This is a genomic window from Streptomyces sp. CB02923, from assembly GCF_001905005.1.
In the GTDB taxonomy this organism is placed as follows: domain Bacteria; phylum Actinomycetota; class Actinomycetes; order Streptomycetales; family Streptomycetaceae; genus Streptomyces.
Map to the genome: position 1 here is coordinate 889,853 of NZ_LWKZ01000024.1, position 12,970 is coordinate 902,822.

The window sequence follows — 12,970 nt, forward strand, 5'->3', positions numbered from 1 at the left end:
GGCGGTCGGTGAAATCGGCGGCGCCCGCCGTAGCGGAATCTCCTGCACCGGCCGTACGGGAATCGGCCCGTCCTGCCGTACGGGAATCCGCGGCACCGCCCGCACGGGAATCGGCCGGGCCCGCCGGACCGGAATCGACCGGACCGGCCGGACCGGAATCCGCGGCACCGGAAACGGCTCCGGCGTCGGTTCCCGTCGCGGTTCCGGCGATGGCTCCCGGTTCCGCCGCGAGGGCGGACGCGACCGCGGCGGAATTCTCGTCGTCCGGAGCGCCGGAGAAATCGCCGGGCCGTACGTGCGGGGCGGGAAGGGGAAACAGGCGTCGCATAGGCGGCAGTGTGACATGCCTCGCTCACCCGGCGGAGTCCTCCCGCACAGCGACTAGGCTGGACGGCTGTGTCGCCTTCCCAGCCCTCGTCATCCCAGCCCTCCCCCATAGCCGGCCCGCCGGCCGACGGGGCGGCCCCCGCCGCGCTCACCGAGCGCGCACCGCACGTTCCGGCCGACCGTCTGGTGGCGGAGATGGTCCCGCCGCCGCGCTTCCAGAGCGCGCGCTTCGAGACGTACATCCCGGACCCGAACCAGCCCAGCCAGGCCGCGGCCGTGGAGGTCCTGAGCGGTTTCGCCGCGGGCATCGGCGGCGGTGCGGACCCGGCCGGCGGCAAGCGGCGCTGGTTCGGCCGGAGCGCCAAGAAGGCGGCGGCCCCCGCGGGTCCCCGCGGCGTCTACCTGGACGGCGGATACGGCGTCGGCAAGACGCACCTGCTGGCCTCCCTCTGGCACGCCACCCCCGCCGAGCCCGCGCTCAAGGCGTTCGGCACCTTCGTGGAGCTGACGAACCTGGTCGGCGCGCTCGGTTTCCAGCAGACCGTGCAGACGCTCGGCGGCCACCGCCTGCTGTGCATCGACGAGTTCGAACTGGACGACCCGGGTGACACCGTGCTCGTCTCCAGCCTGCTCAGCAGGCTGGTCGAGGCGGGCGTCGCCCTCGCCGCCACCTCCAACACGCTGCCCGGCAAGCTGGGCGAGGGCCGCTTCGCCGCGGCGGACTTCCTGCGCGAGATCCAGGGCCTGAGCGCCCACTTCCGGCCGCTGCGCATCGACGGCGAGGACTACCGCCACCGCGGACTGCCCGACGCCCCGCCGCCGTTCGACGACGCGACCGTCACCCGCGTCGCCCACCGCACCCCCGGCGCCTCCCTCGACGACTTCCCGGCCCTGCTGGACCACCTCTCGAAGGTGCACCCCAGCCGGTACGGCGCGATGTGCGACGGCATCACCGCCGTCTGCCTGACCGACGTGCAGGCGGTGCCGGACCAGTCCACCGCGCTGCGCCTGGTCGTCCTGGCGGACCGGCTCTACGACCGCGAGGTGCCGGTGGTGGCCGCCGGCAAGCCGTTCGACGCGCTGTTCAGCGAGGACATGCTCAACGGCGGCTACCGGAAGAAGTACTTCCGCGCCATCTCCCGGCTCACCGCGCTGGCCCGCGACGCCAAGCCGCTAGTGGAGGCGTAGCACGGCAGCAGGGGCGGTGGCGCAGGGCCGCGCGGGCAGCGGCGTAGCGTCGGCTCCGAGGGCAACTCCCGGCCGCGCGGCGGGATTTCGACCCGCGCGCGGCCGGTTCCCGGCGGCCGACGTGCGTGGTACACACATGCGGGTCACATCACCTGTCCGCCAGCAGGGAGTTGCCCATGTCCGCGACACGTCGTCAGGTGTTGGCGAGAACCGGTGCGCTGGGCGCATCGATCGCCTTCACCGGCAGCATTCCCGCGATCTTCGCCGGAACCGCCACCGCACGGAGCGCCGGCCGGCACGGCTACGGCCCGCTGATACCGGACCCGGCCGGTCTGCTCGACCTGCCCAGGGGATTCCGGTACCGGGTCCTGTCCCGCGAGGGCGCCGCGCTGCCCTCCGGCGAAGGCCGAATACCGAGCAACCACGACGGCATGGCGGCCTTCCCCGGCCGGCACGGCCGCGTCCACCTCGTACGCAACCACGAGAACCGCAGCAAGTCGCGCGTCCCCGTGCCCACCGTCGACGGTCTGACCTACGACCCGGCGGGCGAGGGCGGCTGTACGGCGCTGGAGGTGGACCGGCACCACCGGGTCCTGTCCGAACGCGTCGCCATCGCCGGCACCTCCACCAACTGCGCGGGCGGGCCCACCCCGTGGCACACCTGGCTCACCTGCGAGGAGACCGAACTGCGCGCGGGCGAGGGCGGGTACACCAAGGACCACGGCTTCATCTTCGAGGTCGACCCGTACGATCCGCGCCGCACCGGCGCCGTACCGCTGACCGCCATGGGCCGCTTCCAGCACGAGGCCATCGCCGTCGACCCGGAGAGCGGCACGGTCTACGAGACCGAGGACGCCTTCGACAAGCCCTTCGGCCTCTTCTACCGCTTCCGGCCCGCCGAGCCGCTGGGCGGCCGGGGCTCCCTGCGGGCCGGCGGACGGCTCCAGGCGCTGCGCGTACCGGACGTCAAGGACCTCTCCACCGTCCAGGAGACCGGTACCTGCTTCCGCCACGTGGAATGGGTGGACGTCCCCGACCCGCTCGCACGGCAGACTCCCCTCCGCTTCCAGGACTTCGGGCCGCGCGGCATCACGCACGCGCAGAAACTGGAGGGCTGCTACTGGGGCGGCTCCAGCGTCTACTTCGTGTCCAGCTTCGCGCGGAGCGCGGACGGTTCGGCCGCGGACCACTACGGCCAGGTGTGGCGGTACGAACCGGCCGCGCGCCGCCTGACGCTCGTGGTCGTCTTCGGCCCGGACACCGACGTACAGCTGCCGGGCGAGTCCCCCGACAACATCTGCCTGGCCCCCGGCGGCGGCCTCATGGTGTGCGAGGACGGCGACGGGGCCCAGCACGTCATCGGCCTCACCCGGCGCGGCGCGGTCTACCCGGTGGCACGCGGCCGGCAGAACATCGGCACGCCGGAGAAGCCGGAGTGGGGGGAATTCGCGGGGGTCACCTTCTCCCCCGACCACCGCACGATGTACGTCAACTGCTACACGCCCGGCACGACGTTCGCGGTCACCGGCCCCTGGGAGGACTGATCCGGAGCGGCCGCCGAACCCCCGTCCTGAGCAGGGCGACATCCCCGTCCTGAGCAGGGCGAACTAGCCGGAGCAGGGCGGACTAGCCGGAGCAGGCCGAACGCTGGGCCTCCAGCCACTCGCAGTGCGGACACAGCAGCGCACCGGGCCGGTCGGCGGGGTATTCGGTGGGCTTTCCGCAGTGCACACAGTCCGCGAAGGGCGGACCGCCCGTCCCGTCGTCGTCCGTACGGTCCGTCTGCTCTTCGCGGTCCATCTGCTCTTCGCGGTCCGTCCGCTTCTCGTCGTCTTCGTCGGTGCCCGGCATACGGCCGATTTTACGCGCGGGTGCGGGGCACGGACGTCCGTGCCCCGGGCCCGTCAGCTGCGGCGGGAGCTGAGGCGGCAGGCCAGGGCCGTGGCCGCGGCCGCGATCAGCAGGCCGGCGAGCAGGGGCAGCCAGGGCAGGGTGATCGTTCCGTGGGCGGAGCCGGTGACCAGGCCGGAGACGGCGGCGTTCGCCGGAGAGGCACCCGCGACCAGCAGCAGGAGCGCGGCGAGCAGACCGGACAGGACCGACCAGCCGGTGCGGCGCAGCACCGGCCAGTTGCAGAGCGCCCCGACGGCGGTGCCGAGCAGGACGCAGACCAGCGCGGCCAGCAGCCCGGCGCAGGCGGCGGCGAGCACGGGGACGGCGGTCCGGTGGTCGGAGGCGTGCGGGTCGGCGACGAGCGAGACGTACGCCGTACCGACGAGGGCCAGGAACGCCGCCGACAGGCACCCCGTCAGCACACTGGCGAGGTGCGCCTTGCCGGGGCCGGCTGCCGCCGCCGTGCAGAAGCGCGCGGCAGGCGGCTCGCTCGTGACGCAGATCCGGCACAGCCATGCGGCGAGCGGCAGCAGCCCGAACGCGGCGACACCGTACGAGTCGAGGATCGGCCCGCCGGACTGCACGCCCACGGCGAGGAGGGCGGCGTAGAGGAGGGCCGGGGGCAGCCAGCGGTGCGACCGCAGCAGCAGGGCGGACTGATAGCGCAGGAGCGGAATCACGGATACCGGATTTCGTCGGGGGCCGGACCGGCGGCAGGCCCGGCCGGTGAGGGCGGTGCGGGCGGTGCGGGCGGTGCGGGCGGTGCGGGCGGTGCGGGCGGTGCGGGCGGTGCGGGCGGTGCGGGCAGCGTTGTCGGCGGTGCTGGTGGTACCGGAGTGACCGCGCGGATGTGCCAGGGCGGACTCACCGCGAGCAGGGCGCGCAGCAGCGCGTCGGAGTGGGCGGCGGCAACGGTCAGCCGGGCCGTCGTACCGTCCGGGCCCGGGGCGATGTGCGGCCTGCCCGGCAGTCCGGCGAGATCGGATGGCAGTCCGGCGAGGCCGGGCGGCAGTCCGGCGAGGCCGGGCGGCAGTCCGGCGAGGCCGGGCGGCAGTCCGACGCGGTCAGGCGCGGCAAGGTGTCCCGCCTCGCCGGGAAGCTCTGCCTCGACCACCACCCGGGGGCCGGACGGCGCCGCACCGCCCCCGTCCCCCGCCGGGCCCGTCTCCGCCTCCGGCCCGGCCGGGAGCCGGTCCAGGCGGTCGCCCGTGACGCGGTACCGCGCGTCGGCCGCGCCCGCCAGCCGGCGCGGGTCGTGGTCGACGAAGACGACCGTGCCGCCCGCCGCGACGCGCTCGGCCACGACGAGGTCGAGAACGTCGCGAGCCGCGGGGTCCAGCCCCGTCCATGCCTCGTCGAGGACGAGCAGCTCCGGTTCGGCGAGCAGGGCCTGGGTCACCGCGACCTTCTGGCTGGTGCCCTTGGACAGCTCGTCGAGCGGCGTACGGGCGTGACCGCCGGCGCCGAACCGTTCGAGCCAGTCCGTGGCGCGGCGGGCCGCCTCGGGGCCGCGCAGGCCGTGGACCCGTCCGAGGTGGGTGAGGTAGCCGACGGCGGTGAACGGGAGGGCGGCCGGGAAGCGTTCGGGTACGTACGCGCTGCGCGGGCGCCCGGTGATCCGGCCCTTGCTCGGGGCGTCGATCCCGGCCAGGAGCCGCAGCAGCGTCGACTTGCCGCTGCCGTTGCGGCCTTCGACCCGCACCAGCGACCGCCCCGGCAGGTCGAGGTCGACGTTCCGCAGCACCCACGGGCCACGCGCTCCGTAGCGCCGCCCGACCCCGTCCAGTCTCATCGGCTCCCCGCCCTGGTCGTCCCCGTTGTTCCTGCTGGCCCTGCTGTCCCTACTGCCCCTGCTGTCGCCCCGGTAGCCGTCAGTTCCCGGTCGCCCGCTCGGGACGCAGCTCGCTGGGCCGTACGATCACGAAGCCCTCGCCGTCCAGCCGCAGTTGCACGGCCTCGCCGGAGCCGCCGCGCAGCATCGAGCCGAGGCTCTGCGAACGGTGCAGCGAGGTCTTCAGCGAAGCGGTCCACCCGACCACGGCGTCGGTGTCGACGAAGACCGGGGCCTGCGGCGACACGGGGATGACGAGGGGGTTGCCCTCGCACACCACGCCCAGCCGCCCCTGGCCGCTGAAGACGGAGTTGAACAGGCCGCCGCCGGTCATCCCCGCGCCCTTGACGGTGGAGATCTCGTAGGACAGGGACGGGTCGAAGCACAGCACGTTGCGGCCGTTGATCGTGATGCCGTCGCCGGGGGCGAGGTCGACGATGAAGCAGTTGGCGGCCTCGTGCGCGAACCAGACCTCGCCGCGGCCGCGCACGGCCATCAGGGCCAGGCCCTCACCGGTGACGGCCCGCTTGAGGAACTTGCCGACGCCCTGCCCCTGCTTCTCGAACTGCAGGTCGCCGCGGTAGGCGACCATCGAGCCCTGGCGGGCGAGGCACTCGCCGTCCACGGCGTACTTGATCGACTTGGCGTTCTGCAGGGTCATGCCGGGCACGGAGGCCGGCGTGACCACGTTCTCGGAGGCGAAGAGGTCGCTGTGCATAGGGAGGATAATCACCCGGAATGGTTCGCTCCGCCAAGGTGGTGGCCAGGGCAGCGGCGTTCCGGACGGCTGGCACACTGGACCGCGTGACCAGCACCGACCTCGCCGGGACCGGCGACCCGACCGACGCCGCGGCGGCCGCGGCCGCCGCGACACCTTCCGCGGAGACCGGCCGCGACGCCGCCCCGCAGTACGTCCTCCCCCTCGTCGTACGGATCGAGCGGGCCGAACCGCCCGCCCGCACGGACGCGCTGGAGACCGCGGCGCGGGCCGTGCTGACCCTGCTCGCGGACGAGCGGTCGGCGGGCGACGGCGAGTGGGCGGCGGCCGTACGCGACTGGCAGGACGCCCGTATCCGCAAGGTCGTGCGCCGGGCCCGCGGCGCGGAGTGGCGGCGCGCCGAGGCGCTGCCGGGGATCACGGTGCACGGCGGCAGCGCGGAGGTCCGCGTCTTCCCGCCGGTCCCGCTGGACGGCTGGCCCAAGGACCTGGCCCGCCTCCAGGTCTCCGGCACCGACCTCGACGATCCGCACGAGCCCCCCGCCCCCGCCGCGGGCACCCCGGTGCTGTGGCTCAATCCCGAACTGGACATGTCGGCGGGCAAGTCGATGGCCCAGGCCGGGCACGGCGCGCACCTGGCGTGGTGGGACCTGTCCGAGGCCGAGCGCACGGCCTGGCGCGAGGCCGGCTTCCCCCTGTCGGTACGGAACGCGCCGGCCCGCCGGTGGACCGGACTGACGCACGGCGGTCTGCCCGTGGTGCGGGACGCCGGGTTCACGGAGATCGCTCCGAATTCGTGCACGGTCGTCTCCGACCACCCGGCGCTGCGCGCCCGGCTCGGAGCGGGTGCGGACGCCTGAGGCGGGGGCACCTGAGGCGGGGGCGCCTGAGGCGGGGGCGCGCAGGCCGAAGCCCTCCGGCCGTGTGGGGCGGGAGGGCAGCGGGGTTCACGTGGGCCGGGCGGTGTATCAGGTGCTGACGGTGGTGACGGCGTCGACGTTGTAGGTGCGGGCGTAGCCGTTCTCGGCGCCGACGAGGATGTCGACGATCTCGAAGTAGCGGTCCCAGAACGGGGTTTCGCGCAGCGCGTCGATGAGGAGCTGGTAGGCGTTGTGGTCGTCGGCTTCCCAGACCCAGACGTCGGTGACGCGCGTGGAGTAGAACTCCGTGTCGTAGAAACGCGACCGGATGCCGGTGGTCTTGGCCTTGACCACCGACATGACCTCCAGGTCCATGGCGCTCACCCGCTCGTGGGGAGTCATGGAGAGCCACTCGGGCGTGGTCTTGATGAGCATGAAGGCGGTGACGGGCGGCGCGGTTTCCTCAGCGGACATGATGAGTGCCTCCGAAGTGGCAGGTGAAGAGGATCGTGAAGACCCGTGGGACGTACCGGACCGGTACGGCTCCATCCTGGGGAGAAGCACGGTGTTGCCACAATGGGAACTTCAGCAACGGATCATTGCCTGAAATGGAATCACGCTGGTGAACAGTCCAGAGCCGGTCATCGACGCCCATCTCGCCGTCGCGTTGGACGCTCTGCTGGCAGAGCAGAGCGTCACCCGCGCCGCCGCCCGCCTGCACACCTCCCCCGCCGCCATGAGCCGCACGCTCGGCCGCCTCCGCCGCGTCCTCCAGGACCCCCTTCTGGTCCGGGCCGGACAGACCATGGTCCCCACCCCGCGCGCCCAGGCCCTGCGCGACGAAGCCGCCACCGTGGTGCGCCGCCTCGGAGCGCTGCTCTCTCCCGGCGCCGGTGTCGACCCCGCCGCCCTGCACAGCACCTTCACCCTTCAGGCCGCCGACCTGGTCGGCGCGGCGCTGGCGCCCGGACTGCTGCAACTGGCCGGGCAGGAGGCGCCCGGGGTTTCGCTGCGGTTCCGGGCCGAAGACCTGGAGGCCGGACCGGCCCTCCGGGACGGCCGGATCGACCTGGAGGTCGGATCCATCGACCACGTCGACCCCGAAACCCGGGTCGAGGAACTGCTCGCCCTCCGGATGGTGGCGGCCGTCCGGCCCGACCACCCCCTCACCGGCAGAACGCTGACGCCGGCCCGGCTCGCCGCCGCCGAACACGTCGTGGTCAGCCGCCGCGGCCGGTTCACCGGCCCGCTGGACACCGCCCTGGCCGAGCTGGACCTCCACCGGCGGGTCACCGTCGTCCTTCCCAGCCACCTGGCCGCGATGGCCCTCGCCGCGCGCAGCGACGTCGTCTGCCTCATCCCCGCCGCGCTCCCCGGCGCCGCCCCCTCACCCCTCACCGATGCCGCCACCACCTTCGGCCTGCACCTCCTGGACATTCCCCTGCCGCTGCCGCCGATGACCCTCGGCATGGCCTGGCACCCACGCCACGCTGCTGACGGAGCCCACCACTGGCTGCGCGACGCCGTCCGCCGCACCTTGCGGGCTGCCGGGAGCCCGGCCACCTGACGCGGCGCGCGCCGAGGGCAGCGTGCGCCGGGAGCAGCGCGCGCCGAGGACTGCGGGCTCCCTCCCTGGCCCGCCCCCTCAGGCCCGCAGCCAGGTACGGCGGTTGCGGGCGACCGTGTAGACGCGTTCGACACGGTCGGGGGCGAGGACCCCGCCGAGCCGTCCGAGCAGGGGCACCTCGCGTTCGTCCCGGATCACCCGTACGTCGTCCCGCAGTGCCGCGTCCAGCTCCACGTCCACCGCGCCGACGAACGCCAGCGCCGGCCGCACCTCGACGCGGAACCGGCAGCCGCGGGTCAGGACATAGGACGCGCGCCGGGCGTCCTGCCTGATCTCGCGGACGTACGGCCGTGACTGGTGCCCGCGGCTGATGGCCACGGCCTCCTCCGCGACCCGCACCCGGGCCCCGCGGACGTGATGGGTGGCGACGCACAGCACGCCGCCGGGCCCGATGAGCAGATGGCCGATGGCCGCTGCGGGCGGCACGGGGACGGAGTGGATCACGTGCCAGCCGCCCGCCGTCAGCTGGTCCAGGGCCGTGCCGACGGCCTGCTCGCCGAGGAGCTGCCGGTGCCAGGCGTCCTCGGGCGGGCGCCGGCCGAGCAGGCGGGCGCACCACAAGGCCGCTCTGGAGCGCGGCTGCTCGGCGAGGCGGACCCGCAGGGCCTCCCCGGGACGGTTCGGGGCGAGGTCGTCGTCCGGCGGCAGGAACAGCCGGTCCGGGTCACTCGCGTACCGCGTCTCCTGCTTGCCCTCCTCCGCTCCGGGCTCAGGACGGATGTCGCTCATACCCATCACCCCCCGATGGCCATGGGAGCAGGCGCCCGGCCCCTGGGCAAGAGGTACGCAGCGGTGCGCGGGCATACCGGGGGCACCGGGAAGGGTTGGCCGGGGGACGACGTACGGTTACGTCCTGTGCTCTCCTCTCTCCTGGGTTTCACCGCGGTGGCCGTCCTGCTGACCGTTTCGCCGGGCCCCGACTTCGCCGTCGTGCTGCGGACGTCCCTCGGTTCGGGGCGGCGGTCGGCGCTGTGCTCCGCGCTCGGCATAGCCGCGGGCTGCGTCGTGTGGGGACTGGCCGGAGCGGCCGGGCTGACCGCCATGCTGTCGGCGTCGCAGACGGCGTACGACGCGCTGCGCGTGGCCGGTGCGCTGTATCTGATGTGGCTGGGCTTCCAGGCGCTGCGCAGCGCCCGCCGCTCCTCGAAGGCCGCGCGCGACGCCGCGGCGTCTGCCACTGCCGCGGCGGGCGCCCCGCTCCCTGACCCCGCCGCCGGCCACGCCCCTGTGGCCGGCTCCGGCCCCGCTGTCGACCAGCAGTCGCCGCTTCAGGCGTTCCGTACCGGTCTGCTGACGAATGTCCTGAACCCCAAGGTCGGGGTCGTGTACATGTCCCTGCTGCCCCAGTTCATCCCGCACGGCGCGCCGGTCGTGACCACGACACTGCTGCTGGTCGCCGTGCACGTCGCGCTGGGCTTCGTCTGGCTCGGCGGGATCGCCCTGGCGGTGCACCGGGCGCGCGCCTTCTTCCAGCGCCCCCGCGTCCGCCGGCGCATGGACCAGGCCACCGGCGGCGTCCTGCTCGCGCTGGGCGCCGCGGTCGGTGTCGAGACCGCGCGCTGAACCGCCCGCCGGGCCGCCCGCGCCCGGCCTCCGGGCGCAACCGTCCGGCACGGCACGTCGCAAGCTCAAATCATGCTCTGAATCCGGGCCCGCCGGGGTTGGCCCGGGACCGTCGTGGCGATGAGTACCGGCACCACGGGGGTGCACGAACGGGGGGAAAACATGGAACATCTCGGTACGGGCATCGGCTGGCGGCCCGAGATCGCCGACGAGACAGCGGAACTGCCCGGCGTGGACTGGGTGGAGGTCGTCGCGGAGAACATCTGCCCCGGTCATCTCCCACCCGCGCTCCAGGCCCTGCGCGAACGGGGCACGACCGTGGTGCCCCACGGCGTCTCGCTCGGACTCGGCGGCGCCGAACGCCCCGACCCGGGCAGGCTGGCCGCGCTCGCGGAACGCGCCGAGGCACTGCGCGCGCCACTGGTCACCGAGCACATCGCGTTCGTACGGGCCGGGGGCCCGCTGACCGCCTCCCCCGCGATGGAGGCGGGGCATCTGCTGCCCGTGCCGCGCACCCGCGACGCGCTGGACGTGCTCTGCGAGAACGTCCGTATCGCGCAGGACGCGCTGCCCGTGCCGCTCGCGGTGGAGAACATCGCGGCGCTGGTCAACTGGCCCGGCGAGGAGATGACCGAGGGGCAGTTCCTCGCCCAACTCGTCGAGCGCACCGGCGTACGGCTGCTCATCGACGTCGCCAACCTCCACACCAATCATGTGAACCGGAACGAGGACCCGGCCACGGCGCTGGACGAACTGCCGGTCGAGGCCATCGCGTACGTGCACGTGGCGGGCGGGATCGAGCGGGACGGGGTCTGGCACGACACCCACGCCCACCCGGTGACCCGGCCCGTCCTGGACGTACTGGCCGCACTCTGCGCCCGCGTCACCCCGCCCGGCGTCCTGCTGGAGCGCGACGAGGACTTCCCCGCGTCCGGCGAACTCGCCGCCGAACTCGACGCGATCCGCACCGTGCTGAAGGAGGCCCCGCCGGTCCCGGCTCCGCGCCGAACGGGAGGCGGCCCCGCCGCCACCACAACGACGATCTCCACCGCAACAGCCGCCACCGCAACAGCCACCACCGCCACGGTCACTCCCACCACCGCCGCCCGTCAGCGGCTGGCGGTCGGGCAGACCGCGCTGCTCTCCGCGCTGGTCGCCGGAACACCTGCGCCGGAGGGCTTCGACCGGCGGCGGCTGCTCGTGCAGAGCCGGGCCCTGGCCGCCAAGCGGGCCTCCGTCGTCGCCAAGATCGCGCCGGAGCTGCCGGACATCCTCGGCGAGGACTACCGGCCCGGCTTCCTCGCCTACGCGCGCCACCGGCCGCTGCACAACGGCTACCGCCAGGACGCCATGGACTTCGCCGTCCACCTGCTGGCCGACGGCCGGCCCACCGACCCGGACGCCCGCCGCCGCCTGACGCAGTGGTGGCGGGAGCGCGCGGGGTCCAAACCGCCGGGCGGCCCGGTGAACCGCCTGGCCCGCGCCGTACGACACGCCCTGCACCGGAGGTGACCGAGATGCCCGCTCTTTTCGTGACCCTGGCAGTCGCCGCCTCTTCGCTGCTGCTCGTCGTCCGTACCGTCCACGTCGTCCTGGCGACGCCCAAGCTCAAGATCTTCGGCCCGCCCGACCCCGAACTCTGGGAGGTCGCCTTCCTCTCCGGCGGCCCAGCGCGGGTGGCGGACGCGGCGATAGCCGGTATGCACCAGGACGGCCGGCTCGCCGTGGGCGGGCCCGGCGTGGTGTCCGTACGGCAGGCGGTGGCGCACGACCCGGTCGAGACGGCCGTACTGGACTCGTTGGCGCGGACCCCGGACGGCTCGCTGGGCACCCTGCGCCGCCATGTCATGCGGGCTCCCGCGGTCCAGGCCATCGGCGACCGGCTCGCGAAGCGCGGCCAGATGCGGCACCCGCGCACCGGCCGCCCCTGGCGCCGACTGGCCGGCTGGCAGGCCGGCATCTGTGCGGCGGGCTTCCTGCTCGTCCTCCTCTTCACCCTCATCGGAGCCATCGACAGCAGGGGTTCGGGCGTCCCCTTCGTCGTCCGGATCCTGCCCGCGGCCTTCGTCGGCATCGTGGTCGGCGGGGTGTGCCGCAGGGTGCTGGGGCGGCGGGTCACCCGGGCCGGTGTTTCGGCGGTCAGGAAGTTCCGTACGGCGAACGCGGCTCGGCTGGTGAGCGACCCGACCCAGTCCGCCGCTCTGATCGTGGCCCTCGGCAGCACCGCGCTGCTGGTGGACGACGTGCTGCGCGACCACCTCGTCGAGGCGCAGGGCTCGGCGGCGGGAGCCTCCGCCGGTGCGTATTCCGGTACTTCCTCCACCGCGTCGAGCAGTTCGTCGAACGCGTCCTGCGGTTGGAACGTGCCGGACGACGGCTGGCACACCTCTTGGTGCGGGACCTCGTGCGGTGGCGGGTCGGGGTCGAGCTGCGGCAGTTCGTCCTGCGGCGGCGGGAGTTCGTCGTGCAGCGGCGGGAGTTCGTCGTGCGGCAGCAGCTCCGGGTCGAGCTGCAGTTCCTCCTCTTCGTCCTGCGGCGGTGGCGGCTGCGGCGGCAGCTGACCCGAGGAACACCGGCGGCGACCGTCCCCGCGAAGGGGCGTGCAGCTCTGTGCAATGACATGGGTCCGGTGTACGGGCGCGGGTGGGCCGGGCGCGGGCGGACCGGCCGCGCCCGGTTCCACGTCCTCGTGGCCGACGCCCGGCGCTGAACGGAATCAGCGGCCGGGTGTCGATAAATGAACAGGTGCCCTAAAACTGTTCGCAACAATTCCGGCCTGCCGCGGCGAATCATCTCGAAAGAGTGAATCAGTTCCGCTTTTGCGGCCTGTTGGCGGTCCGTACGGAGCCGCTAGCATCGATTTCGCACGCCCCGAACCGGCGCCTGCCCCGACGTTGTTCATTCCCCTACGGCGGCGCTGTGAGATGCGAACGACCACACATCGAACGGATTTGGAGAATAGC

The 12,970-nt window shown here is 73.8% G+C and carries 13 protein-coding genes; 7 read left to right on the forward strand and 6 right to left on the reverse strand.

All coding sequences use genetic code 11. The annotated features are described in order from the left end of the window. Positions 1-396: 396 nt before the first annotated feature. The gene (gene zapE / locus A6A06_RS27100; protein ID WP_073764156.1) at positions 397-1,515 is read left to right on the forward strand and encodes a cell division protein ZapE; all 1,119 of its coding nucleotides are present in this window, start codon (positions 397-399) and stop codon (positions 1,513-1,515) included. A 176-nt stretch (positions 1,516-1,691) separates the two neighbouring features. After that, positions 1,692-3,059: an alkaline phosphatase PhoX gene (locus A6A06_RS27105; RefSeq protein WP_073764158.1), complete on the forward strand. Its 1,368-nt coding sequence runs from the start codon at positions 1,692-1,694 to the stop codon at positions 3,057-3,059. A gap of 82 nt (positions 3,060-3,141) precedes the next feature. Here the strand turns inward: A6A06_RS27105 and A6A06_RS27110 are convergent, their stop codons facing one another. The 4 genes from A6A06_RS27110 to A6A06_RS27125 form a co-directional block, all read right to left on the reverse strand. Further along, a complete protein-coding gene (locus A6A06_RS27110) occupies positions 3,142-3,366 on the reverse strand; it encodes a hypothetical protein (protein ID WP_073764160.1) in 225 nt (74 codons plus the stop codon). Positions 3,367-3,419: 53 nt separating this feature from the next. Beyond that, positions 3,420-4,088 (reverse strand): ABC transporter, encoded by a 669-nt coding sequence (locus A6A06_RS27115; RefSeq protein ID WP_073764162.1) that lies wholly within the window; start codon positions 4,086-4,088, stop codon positions 3,420-3,422. Next, entirely contained in the window at positions 4,085-5,200 is a 1,116-nt protein-coding gene (locus tag A6A06_RS41140; RefSeq protein WP_079194365.1) for an ATP-binding cassette domain-containing protein, read from the reverse strand. The genes A6A06_RS27115 and A6A06_RS41140 overlap by 4 nt, the downstream gene beginning before the upstream one ends. A 79-nt stretch (positions 5,201-5,279) precedes the next feature. Next, positions 5,280-5,957 carry an AIM24 family protein gene (locus A6A06_RS27125; protein ID WP_073764164.1) on the reverse strand — a complete coding sequence of 226 codons (678 nt, stop codon included), beginning with the start codon at positions 5,955-5,957 and terminating at the stop codon, positions 5,280-5,282. A gap of 86 nt (positions 5,958-6,043) precedes the next feature. Between A6A06_RS27125 and A6A06_RS27130 the strand changes: the two genes are divergently transcribed. Further along, on the forward strand, positions 6,044-6,817 hold the full coding sequence (locus A6A06_RS27130) for a peptidyl-tRNA hydrolase (RefSeq protein ID WP_073764700.1): 774 nt from the start codon (positions 6,044-6,046) through the stop codon (positions 6,815-6,817). Between the two features lie 108 nt (positions 6,818-6,925). Here A6A06_RS27130 and A6A06_RS27135 read toward each other — a convergent pair whose 3' ends face one another. Continuing rightward, positions 6,926-7,291, reverse strand: a complete 366-nt coding sequence (locus A6A06_RS27135) for a darcynin family protein (protein WP_073764166.1) — start codon at positions 7,289-7,291, stop codon at positions 6,926-6,928. Between the two features lie 139 nt (positions 7,292-7,430). On the opposite strand from A6A06_RS27135, the gene A6A06_RS27140 reads away from it, so the two are divergent. Beyond that, complete coding sequence (locus A6A06_RS27140) at positions 7,431-8,384, forward strand: LysR family transcriptional regulator (RefSeq protein WP_073764168.1); 954 nt, start codon at positions 7,431-7,433, stop codon at positions 8,382-8,384. A gap of 78 nt (positions 8,385-8,462) precedes the next feature. On the opposite strand, the gene A6A06_RS27145 is transcribed toward A6A06_RS27140, so the two are convergent. Then, positions 8,463-9,173, reverse strand: a complete 711-nt coding sequence (locus tag A6A06_RS27145; RefSeq protein ID WP_073764170.1) for a nuclease-related domain-containing protein — start codon at positions 9,171-9,173, stop codon at positions 8,463-8,465. Between the two features lie 126 nt (positions 9,174-9,299). On the opposite strand from A6A06_RS27145, the gene A6A06_RS27150 reads away from it, so the two are divergent. The 3 genes from A6A06_RS27150 (at position 9,300) to A6A06_RS27160 (ending at position 12,568) form a co-directional block, all read left to right on the forward strand. Then, entirely contained in the window at positions 9,300-10,007 is a 708-nt protein-coding gene (locus tag A6A06_RS27150) for a LysE family translocator (protein ID WP_073764172.1), read from the forward strand. A 162-nt stretch (positions 10,008-10,169) separates the two neighbouring features. Continuing rightward, positions 10,170-11,519 carry a DUF692 domain-containing protein gene (locus A6A06_RS27155; RefSeq protein WP_073764702.1) on the forward strand — a complete coding sequence of 450 codons (1,350 nt, stop codon included), beginning with the start codon at positions 10,170-10,172 and terminating at the stop codon, positions 11,517-11,519. Between the two features lie 5 nt (positions 11,520-11,524). Next, on the forward strand, positions 11,525-12,568 hold the full coding sequence (locus A6A06_RS27160; protein ID WP_199931176.1) for a TIGR04222 domain-containing membrane protein: 1,044 nt from the start codon (positions 11,525-11,527) through the stop codon (positions 12,566-12,568). Positions 12,569-12,970: the final 402 nt, after the last annotated feature.